General features: G+C 31.1%; 18 protein-coding genes. 7 read left to right on the top strand and 11 right to left on the bottom strand.

Translation table 11 applies throughout. The features are described 5' to 3' along the window. Nucleotides 1-9: 9 nt before the first annotated feature. Nucleotides 10-2,802 (top strand): carboxypeptidase-like regulatory domain-containing protein, encoded by a 2,793-nt coding sequence (locus OIU80_RS18445; protein ID WP_264288445.1) that lies wholly within the window; start codon nt 10-12, stop codon nt 2,800-2,802. A 72-nt stretch (nt 2,803-2,874) separates the two neighbouring features. On the opposite strand, the gene OIU80_RS18440 is transcribed toward OIU80_RS18445, so the two are convergent. Next, entirely contained in the window at nt 2,875-4,128 is a 1,254-nt protein-coding gene (locus OIU80_RS18440) for a sensor histidine kinase (RefSeq protein ID WP_264288444.1), read from the bottom strand. 331 nt (nt 4,129-4,459) lie between these two features. Between OIU80_RS18440 and OIU80_RS18435 the strand changes: the two genes are divergently transcribed. Then, the gene (locus OIU80_RS18435) at nt 4,460-5,056 is read left to right on the top strand and encodes a hypothetical protein (RefSeq protein ID WP_264288443.1); all 597 of its coding nucleotides are present in this window, start codon (nt 4,460-4,462) and stop codon (nt 5,054-5,056) included. 114 nt (nt 5,057-5,170) lie between these two features. On the opposite strand, the gene OIU80_RS18430 is transcribed toward OIU80_RS18435, so the two are convergent. After that, the gene (locus tag OIU80_RS18430) at nt 5,171-6,376 is read right to left on the bottom strand and encodes a CynX/NimT family MFS transporter (RefSeq protein ID WP_264288442.1); all 1,206 of its coding nucleotides are present in this window, start codon (nt 6,374-6,376) and stop codon (nt 5,171-5,173) included. A 77-nt stretch (nt 6,377-6,453) separates the two neighbouring features. On the opposite strand from OIU80_RS18430, the gene OIU80_RS18425 reads away from it, so the two are divergent. Further along, nucleotides 6,454-7,245 (top strand): AraC family transcriptional regulator, encoded by a 792-nt coding sequence (locus OIU80_RS18425; RefSeq protein ID WP_264288441.1) that lies wholly within the window; start codon nt 6,454-6,456, stop codon nt 7,243-7,245. Nucleotides 7,246-7,301: 56 nt separating this feature from the next. On the opposite strand, the gene OIU80_RS18420 is transcribed toward OIU80_RS18425, so the two are convergent. The 9 genes from OIU80_RS18420 to tssD form a co-directional block, all read right to left on the bottom strand. Continuing rightward, nucleotides 7,302-7,568, bottom strand: a complete 267-nt coding sequence (locus OIU80_RS18420; RefSeq protein WP_264288440.1) for a hypothetical protein — start codon at nt 7,566-7,568, stop codon at nt 7,302-7,304. A 48-nt stretch (nt 7,569-7,616) separates the two neighbouring features. Then, the gene (locus OIU80_RS18415; protein WP_264288439.1) at nt 7,617-8,327 is read right to left on the bottom strand and encodes a hypothetical protein; all 711 of its coding nucleotides are present in this window, start codon (nt 8,325-8,327) and stop codon (nt 7,617-7,619) included. Continuing rightward, nucleotides 8,285-10,249, bottom strand: a complete 1,965-nt coding sequence (locus OIU80_RS18410; RefSeq protein WP_264288438.1) for a PAAR-like protein — start codon at nt 10,247-10,249, stop codon at nt 8,285-8,287. The genes OIU80_RS18415 and OIU80_RS18410 overlap by 43 nt, the downstream gene beginning before the upstream one ends. Beyond that, entirely contained in the window at nt 10,249-10,995 is a 747-nt protein-coding gene (locus OIU80_RS18405) for a hypothetical protein (RefSeq protein WP_264288437.1), read from the bottom strand. Before OIU80_RS18405 ends, OIU80_RS18410 begins: the two co-directional genes overlap by 1 nt. Before the next feature lie 2 nt (nt 10,996-10,997). Continuing rightward, nucleotides 10,998-13,124, bottom strand: a complete 2,127-nt coding sequence (locus tag OIU80_RS18400; RefSeq protein WP_264288436.1) for a DUF2235 domain-containing protein — start codon at nt 13,122-13,124, stop codon at nt 10,998-11,000. A 5-nt stretch (nt 13,125-13,129) separates the two neighbouring features. Then, complete coding sequence (locus OIU80_RS18395; protein ID WP_264288435.1) at nt 13,130-14,293, bottom strand: DUF2931 family protein; 1,164 nt, start codon at nt 14,291-14,293, stop codon at nt 13,130-13,132. Between the two features lie 497 nt (nt 14,294-14,790). Then, entirely contained in the window at nt 14,791-15,384 is a 594-nt protein-coding gene (locus OIU80_RS18390) for a hypothetical protein (RefSeq protein ID WP_264288434.1), read from the bottom strand. 37 nt (nt 15,385-15,421) lie between these two features. After that, nucleotides 15,422-17,299 carry a type VI secretion system Vgr family protein gene (locus OIU80_RS18385; RefSeq protein ID WP_264288433.1) on the bottom strand — a complete coding sequence of 626 codons (1,878 nt, stop codon included), beginning with the start codon at nt 17,297-17,299 and terminating at the stop codon, nt 15,422-15,424. A 214-nt stretch (nt 17,300-17,513) separates the two neighbouring features. Then, nucleotides 17,514-17,909 carry a type VI secretion system tube protein TssD gene (tssD, locus tag OIU80_RS18380; protein ID WP_229991201.1) on the bottom strand — a complete coding sequence of 132 codons (396 nt, stop codon included), beginning with the start codon at nt 17,907-17,909 and terminating at the stop codon, nt 17,514-17,516. An 894-nt stretch (nt 17,910-18,803) separates the two neighbouring features. Here tssD and OIU80_RS18375 point away from each other — a divergent pair. The 4 genes from OIU80_RS18375 (at nt 18,804) to OIU80_RS18360 (ending at nt 23,137) form a co-directional block, all read left to right on the top strand. Then, nucleotides 18,804-20,054, top strand: a complete 1,251-nt coding sequence (locus OIU80_RS18375; protein WP_264288432.1) for an FAD-dependent oxidoreductase — start codon at nt 18,804-18,806, stop codon at nt 20,052-20,054. A gap of 310 nt (nt 20,055-20,364) precedes the next feature. Continuing rightward, nucleotides 20,365-21,405 carry a helix-turn-helix domain-containing protein gene (locus OIU80_RS18370; RefSeq protein ID WP_264288431.1) on the top strand — a complete coding sequence of 347 codons (1,041 nt, stop codon included), beginning with the start codon at nt 20,365-20,367 and terminating at the stop codon, nt 21,403-21,405. Between the two features lie 94 nt (nt 21,406-21,499). Further along, on the top strand, nt 21,500-21,961 hold the full coding sequence (locus tag OIU80_RS18365) for a nuclear transport factor 2 family protein (protein ID WP_264288430.1): 462 nt from the start codon (nt 21,500-21,502) through the stop codon (nt 21,959-21,961). Nucleotides 21,962-22,000: 39 nt separating this feature from the next. Next, nucleotides 22,001-23,137 (top strand): nuclear transport factor 2 family protein, encoded by a 1,137-nt coding sequence (locus tag OIU80_RS18360; protein WP_264288429.1) that lies wholly within the window; start codon nt 22,001-22,003, stop codon nt 23,135-23,137. The last annotated feature ends 325 nt before the right edge of the window (nt 23,138-23,462 follow it).

Raw genomic sequence — 23,462 nt, 5'->3', positions numbered from 1 at the left:
TCTTTTTACATGCTGGTTAAATACTATAAAATATTATTATTTCTTGCTTTCTTGGGATCAGGCTTAAGTGCTTGGACTCAAAACAAAAGCTTTAATATAGAATTTACCAACAATAAAATTGAAACAAACAGCAAAGGAGTTATTGATGCTTATGTAAAAATAACAAACATTAGCTCAGAGTCTATAGAAGGAGTTTTTGATGCACATAGTAGTCACGAAGCTATTTACCTTTCATTAAAAAAATCAAAAAACATCACAATACCTGCGCATGACAGTATATTCATTCCGATAAAAGCTATTGTTGCCACAACGGCAAAAGCGGGTAATCAAAGTACCATCGAAGCTGTATTTACAATTTTTGAAACAAAGGAAACTAAAAGTGTTTTTTTACCCGTTTATATTCGCGAAAGAAAATTAGTAAAAGTAATGCTACTCGAAACTAATCTAATCTATGAAAGAATCGGCGATAGTCTTGCTATACCTATACGTGTTTCTAACGAAGGAAATACTGCTCAAAAAGTTACCATCTTAGCCCGTTATCCCGATTTTATAACCCGAAATGCAATAGAAAACACCGATATAAATATTCAGGCATTTACAGATACTATTATAGTATTAAAAAAAATAGTTAACAAAACTTTATTAAATCAAGAAGACATCACCATTAATATCACTGCATTGTACAGTAATGGAGATATTATTAATAATGGTACCGTAAGAGCAAGCCCTATCAGGCAAGACAGGAGATATGTTTCACCATATAACCCTGATTATAATCTTACATTTAATCAAACTAATCAGGTTACTGCGAGTATCCAGCACAACAGCGACAATACAAACGCTTATTTTATATACGCTAATGCACAGGCAGAAATTAACGATGGGATTTTACAAGCAAATGTAGATGTAAACTGGTGGGAGAATTCAGATCAAGTTTTTTTGAGAAATACTTGGCTTAGCTATAAAGAAAAAAACTATGGAGCTACAATTGGAAACGTATCAAAGTTTTTTGACCTCAACCTTATAGGAAGAGGTGCCGAAGGATTTTTTAAACCCAATGAAAAAAGTACCATCGAAGCTGGAGCTATTGATAAAACGTATAATCTAATTGATGATTCAAGCTTATCATTTGGCAAATCGGCATGGGCAATGTACACGCATAATAACGGGTGGATGCAAAAAAAAGGATATGAAAACACGATTATTTATGATGATGATACTTATTCTGGTACTAAAAATTACTTAGCCTCATCACGATTTTCATTGTATACATCCGAAAATTTTAACCTTAGAGCTGGTGGAGCAATTAGTAACCTTACATCTGAAATTGAAACAGGTAGTAAAATAGGTGGCGCAGGAGAAGTTCAGTTTAATGGAAAACTGAAAAATTTATTCTACAGTAGTTCTAATTATCTAAGTTCAGGTTACTTTTCGGGAATGAGAAAAGGAGTTATCAATCTAAATGAAAGAGTAAATCTACCAGTAGGCAAATTCAACTTATGGGGTGTTTATAATTATCTGTCAGCAAAACCAGAATCCTTTGCAAATCAATTTACCTCAACTCATTTTTCTACAGCTCGTTACGATGCAGGTATATCAAGACGATTTTCTTCATTAATACTATCTCTATCTCCGTATTATTATACCGAAAGCCGTAAAGAACAACTTCTAAGCACAACAAATCCTCAGGGATACTCTATGAAAGCAGCCCGAATGACTTTAGGGCTAACCTACTATAATACACCTACAAAACAAAATGTATCATTATCTTTTGAAGGAGGCCAATTTACAGCCAACACAATGGATAAAAAAGAATTCCATTTTAAAACAAATTTTATTTACAGCTGGAAAATCCTAAACCTTTTAGCCTTTTATCAATACAATAATTTTTACTTAGGAGAGATCATCGCTAACTCACAATTAGGCATACAAAAAGTATATACCAATCTGACCATCTCCCCTACTTTACAGCAAAAGTTTTTTAACGATAAGCTTACCATCAATCTTGGAATGGTATATTCTAAAAATAGCATGATTAATGAATCTCTTCAGGTTAATGGACGTCTAGATTATGACATAAGTAAAGATTTTAGCCTATTTGTTTATAATTATTATAGTGATTTTTCTACCAGTATAAATACATTAAACACCATACAACTAGGACTAACAAAACGTTTTAATCCAATAAAAATTGATAAAACAAGAAGTGAACTTGAAGTTTATGTTTACTATGAAACTGGCGACAAAAATAAAACAACCGCTAAAAATACACCTGCAACAAATCAGCTTGTGCTTATTGATGGAAAAGCATTTAGAACTGACAATAAGGGTATCTTAAAATATAGGTCATTACCTGCTGGATCTTATTCTATAAAACCCGTTAATACCAATGAATGGTATGCAAATGCAGTAAAAGCAACTATAAATACTGATACAAAAATTGTTATAGGCTTAAATAAAACTGCTTCTATAAAAGGATCACTGTCATATATTGCTACTGACAAAAGTTTTGATATAGCAAAGAAAAAAGGAGGACTACCAATAATTGCAATAGATGACAGCGGTAATGTGTTTACAACAAAAACCGATGAAAATGGAAACTTCGTATTGTATGTACCCAAAGGATCATATACCGTAAGTCTTGAAAAAACAGGAGTTTCAGAATATGTAGAAGTAGAAAATAACAATCAGCTTATAAATGCAGCGCCAGATGATATTAAAGAAGTAAAATTCACTTTAGCTATAAAAGAAAAACGTGTAGAAACAAGAAAATTTAGCTCAAGTGGATTCAAAAAACAGTAAACTCCTCTTTATTTGATAAATAAACCTGTTCCAAAAATCCTTTCTTAATAAAATTTAGTACCAAAATTTGATTTAATTTTTTATAATTTCCAAGGGTAAAGTAAACTTAAATGTACTGCCTTTTCCTGGTTCGCTTTCGGTCCAAATTTTACCTTGATGCATTTTTATAAACTCACTGCAAAGCAATAATCCAAGCCCGCTCCCACTTTCATTTTCAGTTCCTTTTTGAGATACTTTCCCATTAATTTTAAATAGTTTTTCTTTTATATTATCTGGAATTCCAATACCATTATCTGTTATGGAGATTTCTACTTTTTGATTCTTTTTTTTGATTCTTACCGTAATTTCACCATGTTTATCAGTAAACTTAATAGCATTAGTTAATAAGTTACGTACAATGGTATCAATCATATTTTTGTCAATCTCAACCTCTATAAGTTCAGATGATTCAAACGAAAGACTAATGTTTTTATTTAAAGCTGCATTTTTGTTGAGTTCTACATTTTCCTTAATCAAAGTATTTATTATGATCCTTTTTGGACTAAATTCAATCATTCCCGTTTGTACTTTCGACCAGTCTAAAAGGTTTTCTAATAATTTATAACTATTCTTGTTCGATTCATGGAGCATTTCAATAATTTCTTTAATCTCTTCGCGGCTATATTCTTCAATATTTTGAGTCAATATTTCTGAAAGGCTAGCTGATGATCCTAATGGACCTCTCAGATCATGAGCTATGATAGAAAAGAACTGGTTTTTGTCATCCAAGAGTTTCTTTATTTTATGATCTTGCCTTTCTTTTACTAGTAGCAAAAAACCAACTGTTCCAATAAGCGTAAGCAAAAACAAGCTTATACTATACAAAGTATCAAAAACACTATAGGTAAAAAAGTCCTTTTGCGGATTCAAATAATTATAAATCATTCGCATAATAATTAAGACTTCAAATGCAGCATAACAAAGCACATAAAAAGTTCGGAAAAAATTATGCCCCTTTTCTGTAAAATAACTAATCGTAGGTGGCAAATAAATAGCAAATACTCCAAGAGATACAATTAAAATACGAGCATTAATTGTGCTTCCTAACAACACTAACGTGTTAAAAACCAGTATTGCAATAATGGTTATTCCTATTTGTAACTTATATCGTCTTTTTCCTTTAGTCTTAAGCATTGCCAACATTGCTATCGTTTCATAGCAACAGGCTGCAAAAATGAATGTATTAGCAATATTAATAGTGATTAAATCTGAAACGATACCCCTTAACAGAATTAATGTCCATCCGATGGTAAGTAATAATTTTCCATATCCAAATTTTTTTAACATCTCCCTGTTTTCAGTGGTAGCATATGAAAACGAATAACTAAAAATAAGAATACAGATAAACAAATTCGCCCAAAAATAAAGAAGGAAAACAGTTTTTGGGTCTAGTGAAAAAAGTTCGGACATTATAGATTTTAGGGGATTTAAAAAACCAATGATCAAATATACAAATTAAGGCAATAACCAAATGTAATATTATACCGAGCTTCTTTCTATATTTGATAATTAACGCACTATAAATGCAATAAATAATATAATTAAATGTTTATTAAGTATATATTACCGAGTTTAATTTTAAGATTAATTCGTATTTATATATTAATATTTAAGAGGTATGAAAAGGATATTGTTTTTAATTATCATGATTAGCGTTTCTATACAAGGGTATACACAGGATGAGCTCAATAATAAATTTAAACCGATTCCTCCTAAAGAATCGAAAATAAAAAAAGCTATTCCCCCAAAAGAAATTGCACCAAAAATTGATCCACCAGCTATTGTAGAAAAGCCAGATCCTTTGAAAGTAAACCCTGAGGAACTTTTTAAAGATAGTAGTTTGTACAAAAAAGAAGCCAATGTTGAAGGTATATTTTATAGACGAAATCAATATTTAGGAAGCTTTAAAACAAAATCACTTACATCTACAATTCGTTACCGAGATGCTGCTTTTGTAGATGGCGATAAGATAAAAGTATATCTGAATGATCAAATAATTGTACCCGAAGTTAGTTTGAATGGAGAATTTCAAGAATTCAAAATAAAATTAGTAGATGGAATAAATAAAATTGATTTTGAAGCTTTAAACGAAGGTTTCGCTTCACCAAATACTGCCGAATTTCAGGTTTATGACGATAAAGGAACCGTTATTGAAGCAAGCCAATGGAATGTAGGTACAGGTTATAAAGCTACCATTATATTAGTAAAAGAATAAAATCAGACTAAAAACCAAAAACCACTCAATATAGAGTGGTTTTTAATTTATATTACAATCACTGATTATAAGTAAGAATTAGCTTTGTGCATAGCTATTTTATTGATTTAAGTATTAATTTATTAGTCGGTCTCTTGCTGCCTTCAAACCTACTACTAACATTATAACTACTACTGCTAAAAGAAAATATAAAGAGAGATTCCATGTATTTCCATATTCGTATAGCTTACCAAATATAGGAGGTCCAAATGCTGCTAATAGATACCCTACTGATTGTGCCATTCCTGATATTTTTGTAGCAGTATGACTATCTGTTGTACGAAGTACAAAAAACATCATTGATAAGCTAAAAGATAATCCTGAAGATATTCCGAAAAGTATAACAGCGGCATAGATATATTGCAACTGAAAGAATACTATTAGTAACACACTGAAAAACATTCCTGCTGCCACAATTAAAACCAAGCTTTTCTGGTTAGAAAGTTTAGACGCAATAATTGGCCCAAGAAAAGTTAAAGGTAACATTGCCATTTGCATAAAAGACAAAACCCAACCGCTTTCTTCATTTGGCATACCATAATCTTGTAGCAACTTCGGAAGCCAAGTCACAAGAGAATAGTACATTAATGATTGAAGCCCCATGAAAATACTAATTTGCCATGCCAATGGAGATTTAAAAATATTTAGATTACTTTTTACTGTTTTTTGGGTTTCAGCCGTTCCTCTTCTTTTCAACACGATTGGTAACCATATTAAAAAAGAAAACACAGCAACCCAAATCCATATTCCTAAAGAGCCTTTCCATCCAAGACCACTTAACTTACCAATTACTATACTAAAGCCTGAAGCTAGTGCAGCGGTAAGATTCATAGATACAGAATAAAAGCCTATCACCATTCCAGATTTATTAGGGAACGTTTTCTTTATATATCCTGGTACCAAAACATTCCCAATACATATTGCTATACCAAGTATCGCAGATCCTAGAAATAGTGTAAAAACTGTCCCCATAACTCTAATGTATAATCCAACTATTAAAAGTACGATTGAAAACAACAAAAACTTCTCTATACTAAGTTTTCTAGATAGTTGCCCAACAAAAATAGATAAAAAGGCAAATGCCATTAATGGTATCGTAGTAAGCAATCCAGCCTCACTATTAGAAAGATTTAGAGATTTACTTATTTCAGTTAATACAGGTCCAAGAGTTGATAATGGTGCACGCAATGTGGCTGCAACAAATAGGATTCCAATGAAAGGAAGTAAGATTTCAAAACAGAATTTCATCTTACTTTTCCAGTTTTTGTTATGTGTATTCATAATATTTTTTACTGTTGCAAATTTAAAACGAGTATTATAATTAAATTTGCCATATGTTTAATCTAAAACGACATTAAATGGATTTTACCATACATTCTGAAAAACCGAACGAATTAGTAGACCGCATTGCAAAAAAAGCCTACGTTTGGTTTGAAGATAATTGGAAACACGATACCAAAGAACATTTCCACAAAAGAGCGCAACTGGTGTATGTAGAGAAAGGTTTTCAATACCTTCATGTCAATGGACGTATTTACCTCCTACCTCAAAATCATGCTGCATGGATACCTTCTAACCTGTCTCACAGGACAACAACTGTTTCGGATAATATAAATTTGAGAACCATTTTTTACTCCATTGGATCCGAAAATATTTTTTATGATAAATTAAGAATCTTTTCTGTTCCTCCTGTACTTCGGGAGATTATATCCTATTCATCTAAGTGGAGCAAAATCGAACAATATTCTATTGAGGAAGAAGCATTTCTAAATGCCATCTTTGTAGGATTACCTAGTTTCTTTAAAGATGCAATGACTTTAAATATCGTTATTCCCAATGATGAGCGATTATTACAAATAAGCAATTTTATTATTGATAATATTGGAAATGATCTGCAAGTGAATACAATAGCCGAAAACTACAATATTTCATTACGGTCCTTAGAGAGAATATTCAAGAAAGAAACAACAATTACAATTTCTAAGTACATACAGCTAGTACGAATCATAAAAGGGATCGAGTTTTTAAGCACTGGAAAATATACTGTATCGCAGGTAGCTTATCTTGTAGGTTACAAGAGCCTTCAGGCATTTAGTGCTAGTTTTTTTCAGATACTAAATAAAAGACCTAATGAATTTTTAGGGGTCTAAAATCTATTGTAACTGAAACTTTTATTGTATTTTTTGTGTATCTAATCATTTATAAACTAATTAATCCACATTATTATATATAAAACAATTAATAGGGCAATTGTAATGGCTGAAAGTAAAATAGGAACTAACCATATACTCAACTTAACATCTACTTTAAAATAGAAAAAGTAAGCTAAAATTAATACTCCTATATTGCAAATAGCCAAAATATTCAATTCAATAAAATCAGCAGGAAATTGCCCACTCCCGTGTTTATGAATATAATATAAATGCCCAAAACTTACTAATTGAACTACGGCTATTATTATTGGAAAAATCATTAATTTATTCATTCTACATACTTAATATAGTATTTTTAAAAGTAGTACTTATTTCTTTTCAGAATAACAAGGTTCTTTTTTATTAAAAATGCAATGTGGAAAACGAACATCTACCGAATCTTTTAGAGTATATGTTTTGGTACTGTCTATTGATCCATTTTTATTATAATACTTCCATTCTCCGTATTTAAAATTGTTTTTTACATCTCCCTCTTCTTTGAGAGAAAAGTTCTTTTTTTTCTCATACTCTTTATTAGAATAATAATCTTCTAAATAATAATTTATCCAATGTCCTTCACCTTTTTTAAATATTTCTAATTCTTTTATTAAAGGGATAACTCCTCCAGAATCTGTATAAACATAAGGAGGAACACCATCTATACTATATAATAAATCATTTTGAGGCTTACCATCTCTCATGATAACACTTATACTTGTTTTATCATTGATAATCAAGTTTATTAATACATTGTCAACTATATTATTTTTATTATTAAATAATTGATTATTTTTTAAATAATAGTTTTTTTTCACTTCAGAAATTCTTTCTTGCTTAACATCGATTGATGATTTTTTAATATTGAAGTCATCAATGTACCAATATAAAACAGAATCATATTTATCATCCATATTAGGCACGATCACATCTATATGTACCGGTTTAGGCACTTGAATAGCAGGTTTAAAAGAACAGCTTAGTAAAAAAACAAAACTAATTAATGATAATATGCTTTTGCTTCTTCTTGTATAATTTTCCATTGATATTGATTAAATGATTTTTTACTTGTTGTATCTACTATTTCACTTGTTCCGTCACAATTAGCATCATCTTTCCAATAATCCATAATGTTCTCAGTAAATGCCCTTTTAAATCTTATGTTATTTTTATCAATTAAATATTTTTCATCATTTTTATTTTTTAAATTTTGGCTTAAAGCTCGATCCAATGCAGCTTTACTGTCATCAAATGGTTTTTTATATTCAGGAATTTTGTTTGGGTTTTGAGTAAAATAACCATTGTTCTCACTTTTATATTGATTCCACTTAACATCTATTCTACTTTTTGCTTCTTCTATTTGAACTTTATAATGAGTAAGGTCACTATTAATTTTAGTCTTTTCATCAGCTAAACTTATTAAATTACAAGATGAGTCCTTTGACAAGAATGTATGATCTAATCCTAATGTATGTCCTATTTCGTGTGCATAGGATGTTAAATCTATTAAATTAGTACCAAAAATAATGCAATGTTTATTATTAAGTGGAATCATATAAGAAGAACCTCCTGCATCTTTTGTTTTTAAAGGACATAAATAAAGTAAAATGCACTTTTCCTTTTCAAATCCATATAATTTATTAGATTGGAGATTAAACAGATTAACACTTTTTCCAGAATCTACTTGAAAGTTAGTTAAACTTGGGTTTACAACTACACCCTTTAGCATTTCATAGTCCTTATGAGGCTTACCATCTTTTGGATTTAATCCTTGATTTACATTATTAAAAGTATTTGTACTTAAATCTATTTTTAATTTTTCTCCTTTTCTAGTATCAATCAATTTTACCTGTATCAATCCTTGATTTAAACTCTGTTTATTTAAATAACTTTCAAGTCTAGATAAGCCACCGATCTTGGCAAGTTCAGTGTCAATTATATTTTCGCTATACAAAGAATTATCACTCATAAAAGCTTTTATGACATAAACATTAATTGTAAGTTTATCTACTTCATTATTTTTTAACACATTCATTTTACCTACAATATCACCTTTAGAAGATTTTATATCTATTATGGCATCAGTATTTAATGCAGCGTCGCAAAATATTTTTATTCTACCTCCATTTATTGCATCTGAAATTGGCATTTTATCAGGTACTACTCTTAAATTTGGAGTACTTGGTACAAATGTCATTTCCTCTTTTGCGAAATCTACAGTTTCTGAAATAAAATCTACAGGAGCATCAATCATCAATTCTATATCAGTGCCAACGACTACGTTGTGATTTACAAACATAGAAAGCCATGGGGTGTAATATGTTCCATAAGACACCGAAGTTGTTACATTTTTGGTTTGAATTTCAAAAGGATTATAAACCTTTTTCAAATCTTCCAATCCTTCATTACAAGTTCCAGTAAGATAGTCGTCTCTCATATAATCCCATCCAAATTCTCCTTTATAACTAGGTAATCTTTTGAATAAAACTACATATTCAGGAGTTTTATCTTGAAGTAACTTTTCCATTGGTGGCACTGGAGCTCCTGTGGTATCAATTTTCTCAATTACGTTGCGCTGTGCACTATCAGTAATTTTAACATCTACACCTCCATATTCACATTTTATGGTACTTTTTAAGAGTAACGGAAACTCATCCTGAAAATAAACTGTTCCCACATCTTTCCAGTCGGCTAGCTTCATTACAGAAGCACATGGACTAGCACTCTGAGGGCTTTTTTTACAATTACCTTTAAAGATTACACTCTTTTTATCTTTCTCGACTACTGTAGCTGTTCGTTTATCTTGTGTACTCGGAGTGTCATAATTTACTTTTAGGTCACCTTCTGGAACAATACATAAATCACATTTAAGTTTGGCTCCATCAATTACAAATTTTAATCCATCTTCAGCATCTTCTTTTTCCTCGCGCTCTTTTCTTTTTAAAGTATTATCTGGTTTTGCCATTAAAGGGATGTTTTATTAATGTTATACAAAATGGTCGATTTTTCTTTTTCTATTTCTAGTGTTGCCAATTCTATTTGATCATCTCTATATTCTATACGACCCTCATATTTTATAAAATCGTTTTTCTCATTATTCTCAACAGGGATTCCTTCTATTAAATAAGCATCTAATTTTTCATCTTTTGGATAAAACCTTTCTGCTACCAAAGTGCCGTCACAATCTATTATTTTTCTTTTTCGCTCAACAGCGTACGAATTTCTATACAAACTTGAAAAATACAAACCAAACATCTTATAATCAGAAAATAAGGATATTATTTTATGTTCCTCTTTTAATGAATTAGTGATATTTTGCATAAAAGATTCTGCAACAAGACCTACATTATCTATGGCAAGTTTTGCGCGGATAATTTCCCATCGTTTCCCTAGTTCTTCAAAATTTAATATTTTGATGATTTTGCCATAATCGTTTATTTCTACTTCAATTTCATCAAAAGCAGATCCTATTTTTTTTAGAAAAAAAATATTTTCTATAGATAAATTACTTCTTATTTCTATTTCAAAAAGAAATAACTGAAGCAACATATCATTTCCATTATTTTTATATCTCGTAATTGCAATCTTTCTTGTATAACTTACTTTTTTCACTTTTTTAGGGTTCGAAAAATCGGTTGTTACAGTTTCAAATATAAAATCATTTGTTTTATCAAGTTCTGGAAGTACAACATGGTAATCTAAATAATTCATATTTAATGTATTTGTCTTTTTCTACCTTCATTAGGTTGCATCCCAAACCAATCTCGGGTTGAGGACCAATGCAAATACTCATTTCTTAATTGTCTCAACATTTTTTGAGAATTGTAAGCGGTAATTACAACTTCAGGCAATTCTATAGGTATTACACCTGATTCTTCTGTAGTTGCTTCTTGCGGTATTTTAAGAGTGCCGAAATCTATTTTTGGTATATACTGTTCTACCCTCAAATTGTCGGTTACTTTTTTTAAACCTTCCATTTCATAAGTATGATTTTTTAGTTTTTCTTCTATATTTTTCATTTCAGTTTCTAACTTCTGTTCTTCTATTCTATCGAGTCTTTTTTGTTCAACTTCTTCATCACTAATAAAGTCCCATTCTTTAACCTGATTGGTTTCATCCAAAGCATAAGGCATTAAATAACTCTTTACATCTTTTAAAAAATCATCCAATGGAAATTTATCACTTGTTTTTTCTTTAATATTCTCATCCATTTCGGTACTTCTGGCATAGGTTTCCATAAAGTGTAACATGATATAACTATATTCTTTTTTTACTCCCTCATACTCATCTTCAGTACCTTCTTTTTTCTTACCTCGAATTCCAGTTAGTTTATAATAAGGAAGTAAACTTTTCCACTGCCTTTTTATTTCTATTTGATCCTCTTTATACCAATGTTTTCTTATCAAATCGCTCCTAAGAGCGCTTAATCCAGGTAGAGTACTAGGAATAATCGCAGCTAGAAAAGAAAAAGCCCCCTCTTCATCTTTTAGACTGGTTCCTATTTCATCTATTTCTTCTTTCTCGGTCATATATGCTCCACCAATATCACAATGCACACCTGGGAAATTTTTTTCGATATATTTACCAGGAATTTGTTTGATTCGGGTAAGTGCAAAATTTTGGCGATGTTCATCTTTGGCAGTAAAATGAACTACTTTTTGACTATATAAGTTGTTAAGCAGTGGTTTGTTTTTACCATCAGTGTCTTTTTCCTTGGTTAAATCATTAAGATGCAACTCTCCAATATCATCATTAAAATGTGTTGACCAAGCTTCTTTTAATAATTTACCTCCTTCGTCTTTTAAATTTCCATAATCATCATAATGATCCATTACATCGTTTTGCTCAAAATAAGACGAAACGGTATCGTAAATTCCCACAAACCGAACTATTATCTCTATATCTTTTAAATCCTCAAATTCAAGTTTGGTTTTCTGGAGTAAACTATAACCCAAATGCCCCATTTTTGGCAATTGGTCCTGTATTAAATAACTGTTGTCTACCTCGTAATTATCGACATCTACAAAAGCAGTTCGCATTTTCTGAATACGACGTACTCTGCTAGATGCAGAACCATCCATTTCTCGATATTCTACCCCACAAGGGATTTCTTTTTGCACTGCTTTTGCATAGCTATAGTCTAGATTTACCTCATAAACCAAGTTTCTTGCCGTAGCAGCACCACGACTAAAACCAAAGACATCTAACGTGATTTGGGCAATTTTAATTTCTTTTTTAGGATTCGTTTTTATTTCTTCTAATACCTTATCTGCTATTTGCTCACAAGCATTACGTACTCTCGCACGTATACCCGTTTGCCCAGAACCAAAGGCAAAGCCATCCTGACTGTCACGCATTAAGTTATCTGTACCCATACCCGGTACATAAATTGCATATTTTTTTTGCTCACAACATTGCCACATACGTGCCACATTGGTATAATCATTACTGTAGCTGTTATCTGTACCCATACGATCCAGACCAAACTCATTTAGGGCTACTCTGTGCGAGGCTACAAGATATTTTTCTTTTTCATCAATAGCTTTAAACTCAATTTCCTCAGCAGGAGTTTTTTCTTTTTTTGAAAGAAGTTCCTCTATTCGTCTTTTATTCTTTATCTTTTTATAGTGTGTATCATCCGCATCTTCCAATGTCTTGTTACTTTTAGAATAATCTATTTTACCAGTTTCTATATCTTTACGACTATGCTCAGTACGCCTATCTGTATTGTTTTTATTGTTTAGTGTACCATCAATAAATATCCCAAAAGTAAGACGTAGCTCATCTTGTTTTTCTTCGTCTTTACTTGTTCCTGTATTGTATACAAATGTTTTTCCCATAACCCCTATTCTTTTTTGTATTTTTCAGTTAATGACCGTGATTCATAAACTTCTGTTTTACTTTTCTTTAGCGGTATGGTACTAATTCCATTTTTTAGTGTTGCTGCTAAATATGTACTACCCGGATTAATCTTAACCTCTAAATCAATATTTGCCTCAGGATTCTTTTTATGCATTTCCATAAAAGCTACAAAAATTTCTTTTTCATCAAAAAGAAAATATCCTCCATAACCTTGTCCATTTTTATCCCACCAAGCAAAACTCAATACTCTAGGAATTGCTCTTTCATGATATTCATTTTTAACAAACTCTTCGTCTAACAATGTTTCTCGCTCTCCGTTAAACATATCAAATGATAAATCATCTGAAATTTTCCCTTCTCTTACAAATTCATAAGTAGGTTTCCAACTGTATTTTATACGATAGCTGTCCCAAAGTCCGTAAGGGATGGGTTTGTTTTTATTGGCCTCCTGAACCTCTGGAGCTATAATTTTAGGATTTTTCAAGGTTCGTTCTCTATCAACAGGATCAAATAATAGACGTTCGTGACTGTCCAGCGAGGCAATTTCTTTGGAACTTATTACCACTTTTTTACCTTGATAACGTCCTATTTCTACATCTTTATCACCGCCTTTTAACCATACCGCCACTACACCCCCAGGAGCGAAACCAATAGTGATATGATTATAAGTCGTCATCACTTTTCCTCTTTTTCGATTGCTATCTTGAAAACCTTCGTTAAATAGTTTGACCATTTTAGGGTAGTCAAGCTCAGTGTTTATATGATACATCACATCTTCTACATACGAATACCAAGTACAGTTAAGTCTTTGCGGGATTGGTTTTACGCCCTGACTCATACCTGAGGAATTTTCGCCCCAATCTCCTATACCAGTAGTAGTGCCAAAACCAGATATACTTGTTATACTATTAGGTTCTTCATTTACTCCATTTGATACTAGCGGACCTTCAAGCCAGCCTCTATATACTTGTATTGGATATCCTGATGGACAACTTAAGCCTTCTTGCCATTTAAAATTTGTTTCCATAGTAGTAAGCGTATCTTGTATTCCTGGTTTATTAGCCTGTTTATTGTTTTCCTTTTTTTCCTGACAAGAACTTGTTAAAGCAAGTAACAAGGCTATTACTAGAGTTTGTATTTTTTTCATTTATTAATCTTATTATTTGATGTATTCTCTATAAAATACCAAATTCCATAATATTTTAACTACCCATTCGACAATCATCAGCATCTAATCAATAATCTTATCCTTTTGCCTTCAAAATAGGTCTCACGGTCATAAAAGACAAGATGAAGAATGCGAAAAAATGAACTGCTGCTTCAAAACATATAAAGCCTTTTGAAAAAATACAGCTTGCAATAATCAACGAAATAATTGATCCAATTATTATTGATTTTGTATTTATAATATTCATTTTTATACATTATGCTAGTGTTATTTTAATAAATATTAAATAGACCTGTAGTTGTACTTTCCTTATAAACAAATGATTGTCCAATGTCATTCTTTCTCAATCATCATAACCTCCAGCTTAGTCTTTTGAAAATACGTTTATTACTACTTCTTTTTTTATTTGATAGAAAATAAGGGTTACTCAAGCTACCACAAGACCCTCTTTATTTACATCCATTAATAACCTTATTTCATAATTTTTCAGAAGTAACGATCTGATTAAAACCTTTGTAAGATAAATATTCTTTATTTAATTTAGGTTCTTCTATTTTATAGCTATTATAAAATAGAAAAAAGGTACTAATAATAAGGGCAAAGAGGATCACTAAATGAAAAATATTAGACTTACGTAAATTCTTTTTTTCAACCTCAACTTCATAGAAGAATAATCCCAAACCAATTCCTATTACAATACTACAAATTGCTATAAAAGGAATAATTTTTATAAAATAATATCTCAATAGCACCATATACTCTACCATGCTCTCAAAAGGCTCTAAATAACTAGCACAATAAAAAAATAAAGAAATCAATGCAAAACTGAAAAACGAAATCAATGTTATAAAAATGAAATTTGAATATATATACCCATATTTAATTAAATAAATTAAGAGCCTAATAATTATAAAATATAAAAAGCTTATTCCTAAAAAAATTATGCCCATCAAAACAGCTTGCATAAAAAGAATATAACTACCATCCATAAAATACTGATACGTAATCCATGAAATTAAAAGTGAAATTATTAGGGCTGTAAGATTTGCATAATCCTTTTGAGTATCCATATTTCAATCTTCTAAAAGTTAATTATATTTTTGTTCTTTATCCCTTATTTACTTTCGCATCAATAGCTCCTAATACTTTTGAAATCCCAGAACTTTTTATCAAAATATCTCCTCCAATGGCTTTGTAGGTAGTTGTAGAGGTAGTTTTCTTTAAATCACCATTTATCGTTACTGTTTTATCTGCTCCCACTTTTTGCTCATACATATGTGTAATAAGTTTATAGAGCTCCGTTATATCTACTGTATTATTTTTTCCTACTTTTAGGTTGTTATTACCATCAATAGTTGTTTTTTTATTACCACCTACTGCTAAAGTCATGTTTTTACCAACCGTAATATCTAGATTATCTCCTACATTTATAGTCATGTTCTTGGGTGCATTTACAGTAATATTACCCTCACCATCCATATAAATACTATTCTCAGATGGATCTTTAATCAAGATGCTCTTTTGTGTATCATCAAAAGTAATAGTACAGCCACTGCGGGTAAAAAAGCTTTTAATATGATTGTCTAGTTTACCACCTTCTCCTGTTTTTCCGTTAAAAATACTTCCTAACACATAAGGTCTATTAGGGTCATTGTAGCGAAAGCTAATCATAACATGATCTCCAACCTCAGGTATAGTAACCCATCCTCGATTTTTATCTACAACATCGCTTGTTCCTGCATTAGGTGTTAATACATATAACCACGGGGTACGGGATTGTTGCTTTTTCTGCCATAGTAATTGTACGCGAACTCTTCCATTGCCTTTAGGATCGTTATTAGCCACAACCACAGCCCTTTGTTCTTGTGCTGTAGGCATAGCTACTTCAGGTTCAGGTAATTTTTTTATTTTAGCCGGAAGTGCCTTAAAATTATTTTCGTACTCACCACTTTCAGCAGCTCTATGTGTTATTTCGGTAATAATGTAAATACCTATTTCATTAGAGTCATAATGTACTTTTGTACTATCTAATCCTTTTCTAAAAACTTCTGATTTATCTTGTACTTGCTGTGATTCGATATTAATAATAGAACCTATACGAAGCTTCGGATTTCCACTTGTTGCAATAATATAATTACTGTCGGCAGCTGTGCTTTCTTGTTTTCTTTTTAGAATAGTTTCAAAGTATACGTCATCACCAGTACTAAATTGGCCATACTCATAAGAAGATGTATTGTATAATTTTCTCGAAGCTTCAAACGCATCTTTACCTAATTTTGGTAAACCTTCTACAATATCAACATTAGTTTGCGCTTGATACAATTGGTCGTTATTTTCGTTATAGGTAAAACCACTATATTGATTAGGTCTTGCCTGTACTGATATACTCAAATTGAATAAATCTTTATTATAAATTAGTTTTATAGGAGCATTTACTGTTTTAGGTTTTCCTAAGAACAATTTTTCTCCATCATAAAACAGCCATTCATTGTATTGCTTAGCTAATCGCTGAATATATCTAAAATCCGATTCCAGATATTGTGTTTGGTACTCTATTTTAGAAGTAAACTCAGGTTCTATTTCAAATTGCAATTGTTCACCTGCTGCAGTTTGTATCACGTCATGTACCATATCTTTTAAATTAAAATCTTCCCAAGAGTTTAACTTTTGGCCTGATTCTAATAAAATAGTTTTGGAATATCCTGAAATAACAATTTGACTACCTACATGTCCTAATTCTTGTTGGTAACGTACATTTGTTATAATTCCTAAAAAATTATTTGCAGCACTTAGTCTAATGTGCACTACTTTGCCAAGACTTTGTTGAGCATTTTCCATAGTATACGCTCTAGGTCGTTCTATAACTGAATGCGGAATGCGGATAGTAAATTCATGGTGAGAATTGATGGTTTGTTTTAAATCTATTTTAGTAAAATGTGAGATTTCTTTACCATCTATACCAATAATTATTTTAGGAATGACCATAATATGACTAGTTTTAAGTTTATTTATTTAACTTAAAAAGCCTATAGTCTAAAGTTCTTCTTTCTAAAGTTCTTTATGCTGAATTCAATTTTAAGCTAAAAGATATCATGTTCTGAAAATAGAAGTGATATTATTGAATGTTTTTTGAAAAAATTGTAAAAAAAAAAATAAGAAGCGGTATTAAACCGCTTCTTACCTATCAATCAAGGAAAAATTAAATTTTAGCCCAATTGTTATCTAATGTTGCATTACCCAAAGTAATTTTCTCTGCTGAGAAAGTAATCTCAGTTACCATTGGAGTTTCTGCTAAAGCATCTAATTGCTCACTAAAGAATACAATAAAAGCATTTTCAAAAGAAAGTTCTTTCATCACTTGCTCTGAATCAGCTTTAAAATACTTCACTTTTCCACTTACTGGTTTGTGCTGACTGTTTACTGCCTGCTCAATAACTGTAGTGTTGTCTGTAGATTTCACTCTTAAGTTTAATCTACCTCCTTTGATTTCAGATGAAACAGCTCCTTTACCATCAGTATGTCTTAACATATCTACTTTTGAAAATAATACTTGGTACTCGTTTCCTTCGAATTCTAAAATTGCTTTAAATGCCATAATAAAAATAATTAAGTTGTTAAAAATATTGTTTTAGAATTCCCTCTTATTGTCTGACTAGTATAAACAAAAAAGGGATATTCCAACTGATTTTAGAATACCCCTTTTTGCACTATAAAAGTGCTTTTTTGATTTGCTTCTTGTAGGAAGGTGAAGGAGATTCGCAATCAATTATGTACGAATATACAACTACATTTTTTATATCCAAATAAATTAATAGATTTTTTTCAAGAAAAAATAACAAAATATGCCCTACAAAAAACACAATAACACATAAAAAGATAGTATTTACTTGATATCGCGAAGATTTTTTCAAACTATTTAAAGTCAAATAACTATCCTAAAAAAACACATATATTTTTATTTATTTGTTCCTCCATCCAAAAAAAAAAAATTAAGTGCAGAATAAAGAAAGTTATTTTCCTTCTTTTATTTAACAAAATGACTTTCTTACTAAAAGCATTTTTTTAAACTCTAAAAACAGGAATAAATAAACATTTTTTTGTACTAGTAATCTTTTGTCATAAATTTGCACAACTATCATTAAGTAATAAAAAAGATAAAACTCTCACGTTAAATCATATTAGAAGTGGTTAGTCTCATAATCAATACTTTACTATAAAAACAAACATCAATTGTATCGACTAATTTTTTTCTTTTAGAGGAGATTTAAGATCAAATAAAAAAAAGAAAAAAGTGGAAAAGGGAGAAACAAACTGGACTATCTGTCAAGAATGTCAAGGGCGCGGTAAAAAAAGTCGAGGACTCAATAAGAAAGTACGACTCCACTACCAAAAGGCATTAGATCAATTTGAAAAGACAAAAGGCGAAGCCCTTCCTCCCATTCTTCCAAAAGGGCATCTCTACTCATGCTTAAATTGTTCCGGATCTGGATTGGTTCATTCTTCTAGCCATCCTATTGCTGATAAAGAAAACCTCCCACATGTTGCGATTATTGGCGGCGGCATAGGAGGTGTTGCTCTAGCTGTAGCTTGTTTGCACCGCAGAATTCCTTTTACCCTTTATGAACGTGATATCAACTTCGATACTAGATCTCAGGGCTACGGACTTACTTTACAACAAGCTAGCAAAGCAATTGAAGGATTGGGACTTTTCTCGTTAGAAGAAGGCGTAATCTCAACAAAACATATTGTTCATACTACAGAAGGAAAAATAATTGGCGAATGGGGAATCCGAAAGTGGCTACAATCAGATACTAAAACACCTCCAAAACGTTCAAATATACATATCGCAAGGCAATCTTTACGCTTAGCATTATTACAGCAACTTAATGGCCACGATGCTGTACAATGGGGACACCAATTAATAGATTTTAAAGAATCTGAAAGCGAAGGCGTAGATCTGAGATTCCAAGTAAACGGCGAAATAAAAAACTCCAAAGCAGATCTTGTCGTTGGAGCCGATGGTATTCGTAGTTCGGTACGAAAGTTACTAATTGATGAAGAAATTACTCCTTTACGCTATTTGGGTTGTATAGTAATATTAGGAATTTGTCCTTTGAAAGTGCTCGAAGATATTACTAGTCCTTTATTGGACTCTGCCACTGTATTTCAAACTGCCAATGGTAATGAACGAATCTATATAATGCCCTATACATCAGACTCTGTAATGTGGCAACTTAGCTTCCCAATGTTAGAAGAAGAGGCTAAGGCATTGAGCGCTCTTGGAACTAAAGCGCTCAAAGAAGAAGCTTGTAGTAGGACTCAATGGCATGATCCAATTCCTCAGATTTTAGCGGCAACTCTAGAAACTCAAATTTCTGGTTATCCCGTATATGACCGGGAATTACTCCAATCGAAAATGTTGGAGAAAGCAGGGCAAGTGACTCTGATTGGAGATGCGGCACATCCTATGAGCCCATTCAAAGGTCAAGGTGCAAATCAGGCATTACTAGATGCGCTCACACTAGCTCGAGGCATCTTAAAAGGATGCGGGCCGTCATCACAATGGAAAAAAACTGGAATAAGAAAAAGTGTATTAACAGAATTTGAATCTGAAATGTTGGAACGTAGTGCCACAAAAGTAAAAGGTTCTGCTGAGGCTGCACAATTCCTGCATTCCGAAATTGTACTTCATGAAGGCAATCAACCGAGAGGAAGATGTTTGAAGAAAAAGGGGCATTAACGAGGTTGAAATAGTCTGCTCAAAGCTTGTTTAACGAGATTGTGATTTATTAAATACATAAAAAAATCCATTAGAATAATGTTTTTTTTATGTGCTACAAATCTGTTTTTGCACGATTTGAAGAAGCTTTCAATAAAATAATTTCTTATTGACTTAATCAACTGAAATATAGAACTAATTGTAATAAAGTTATTTATTATATTCGTTGATTATAAATTAAAATTTATAGCGCAAAGCCAATCTAAATAGTTGTATTAACTTTTTTATACATTGCCAATTAATTTATAAACAACTATTAATTTACTAAATAATGGTAGAATCAAGCCAGTTGCTTTTCTTTCTTAGTGCCTTGGGAGCTTTTAATGGTTTCATACTTTCACTATATTTTGCTATAAATGCTAAAAAGAAAATTTTTGCTAATTATTTTTTATCCTTATTACTACTGGTACTAAGTATCAGAATTGTTAAGTCTGTATTTTTTTACTTTAATCCTAATCTATCCAATATTTTTATTCAGATAGGGCTTTCTGCTTGCGTTTTGATTGGTCCTTTTCTTTTTTTATATCTGAAACCTTGCGCAGAAAATGAAAAACAAAATTGGAAAAAACATGTAATTCCTTATTTAGTAATAATAACCATTTTAAGTTTCTTCTATCCTTACATCGAACATCAAGCTGTATGGAGCTGTTGGATTGTAAACGCAATATACTTACAATGGTTTATTTATATTATTTTGTCCCTAAAGTATATTCAGCCGATTATTCAAAAAATCAAAGAGAAAGAAAGCCTAAAAAAAATAGATGTTTGGCACCTTAGTATCTTTGTAGGAGTAGCATCGATATGGTTAGCATATACTTTGGCCGCTTACACATCATATATCGTTGGAGCTCTATCGTTTACATTTATTTTATACTTAATTGCTTTGCTTTTAATTTTTAGAAATAGTACTGAAACTACTTTTTTTCAAGAAAAAGAGAAATATAAAAATAAAGAAATAGACACTGAAATGCAGGATCTAATTAGCCAAAAGCTATCAATAATAATTGAAAAAGAACTATATCTTAATCCAGATTTCAGTCTTGAAGAAGCGGCAAAAGAGCTAAAAGTAACAAAGCATATATTATCTCAATATGTAAATGAAATTCTAGGTAAATCATTTTCAAATCTCATTAAAGAGTATCGAATTGAAAAAGCAAAAAAATTACTTGAAACCGAGAAAAACTTTACATTAGAAAGTTTGGGTTATGATAGTGGTTTTAGCTCAAAATCTACTTTTTTTACAGCTTTTAAAAAAATAACTGGCTTTACTCCTGCTGAATATCAAAAATCATTATCAAAGTCAGTTCGATAATATAAATTAAGAGTTCTACTTTATAAATTAAAACCTTTAAACTACCTACATACAGGATATTTGCTCTCATTATTAATAACTTAAAATTAAAAAAATGAGAAAAGTATTTTTATTTATTACCCTTTGTTTATTGTTTTCTAATGTAAATGCGCAAGCAAATGATACAACAAATGACTGGTCTTTGGTTGAAAAAACGCTTAATATGTATATCGATGGACAAGCCACAGGCGATTCTGCTATGGTTGCGTCGTCATTTCATGACTCGTGGCAATTGAAATATGCTACTGAAAATGAATTTAATATTGTACCTAAATCAAAGTATATTGTAGGCTATAAAAAACATCCTAAATCAAATAATTGGTCGGGACGTATTGTATTTATTGATATTACAAATAGTGTTGCCTGTGCAAAAGTTGAAATCAGTACTTCAAGACTTTTATTTACAGATTATTTCAATCTCATAAAGACTAATCAGGGTTGGCTTATTGTAGATAAAATTTCAACTAGAACACCCCATAAAACAGTCGAAACTCCAGCACCCAAACCGAAGGAATAATCTTTTTTCGATTTTTTAACCACGTAATTCTCAAAAAAAATGAATAGGACATTAGTATTATTGTTTCTTTCTGTATGTCTATATCATACAAGTGTTTTTGCACAAAACAAAATCTTATTTGTGACCTCTAATCAAGATTTCTATGGAAATACTAAAATCACAGCTGCCAATCATTTTGCAGAAATTGTCGTTCCTTATGATATATTTATAAAAGCTGGATACACCGTTGAATTTGTTAGTCCAAAAGGAGGAGCTATCCCAATTGGCTACATCAATACATCTGATACTTTGCAAAAAAAATATTTATATGAGGGTTGGTTTATGGACAAATTAGAACATACAATGAAACCATCTGAAATTATTTCCGACAATTATTCCGCAATTTTTTATAGCGGAGGCGGTTCAGCAATGTATGGCGTAGCAGAAGATACAACTATTCAAAAAATTGCAAGGGATATCTATAGCAAAAACGGAGTGATTTCTACTATTTGCCATGGAACTGCAGGAATTGCTTATTTAAAGGATAAAAAACAAAAGTCTCTTTATTCGGGAAAAAAAATTACTGGTTATCCTGATGAATTTGAAAATAAAGATGCTGAATATTACAAAACATTTCCATTTTCAATAGACAAAGCAATTAAAAATAATGAGGGAAATTTTGTCTATTCTAAAAAAGGTGGAGATGCCTTTTACACAGTTGATGGCAGATTTGTAACAGGACAAGACCCGACATCTGCTATCAAAGTAGCTAATGAAGTGATAGCAATTTTAAAAACCAACTTTAAGAATCCTAAAACAGTTATAAAAAATGATTTAGAACAAATTAAAGAAATATTGATCGACTACATAGAAGGTACTACTAATGGACAACCCGAAAGACTACGAAAAGCCTTTCATTCAAATTTTAATTTGTACACTGTAGCAAAAGATACTTTGTGGATACGTTCAGGTAAACAATATATTGCTAACATAAAACCTGGCGAAAAGTCTAACAGAATAGGAAGTATTATTTCAATTGATATAGAAAAAGATGCAGCAATAGCAAAAGCGGAAATAGTAATACCGAATCAGCGAACTTTTACTGATTATTTTTTAATGCTTAAATATGAAGGTAATTGGAAAATAGTGCATAAAAGCTACACTTGGAGAGCGCTTCCTAAAATTGAAAAGAAATAAAGAAACTCCACTCACATTGATTTGACTTCGCTCACGTTCGTACCCGAAAAAGAAAAAATAAGGAAAAAAAAACTCCATTATTTCTAATGGAGTTTTTTTATAATTTTTACGAATCCGTTTAATCTGGCGTTTAGTGCTGGTGTTTTTTACTACTTATTCCGATACATCTTCATTAATCAAATTATATATTCTTCAAGATCAGAGCCAAGAAAATAAAAGATAATTTCTTCTCCTGCATATTCTCTCCAATACGTTCCATCAACATATTCAAGCAGCTAAGTATGAATACTTTGTAGCGTTTTCATTTCTGGACTTCTTACTAACC

The sequence above is a fragment of the Flavobacterium frigoritolerans genome (assembly GCF_025847275.1).
Classification (GTDB): domain Bacteria; phylum Bacteroidota; class Bacteroidia; order Flavobacteriales; family Flavobacteriaceae; genus Flavobacterium; species Flavobacterium frigoritolerans.
Note: the sequence above shows the minus strand (reverse complement) of the source record. Positions and strands in the feature narration are given on the sequence as shown.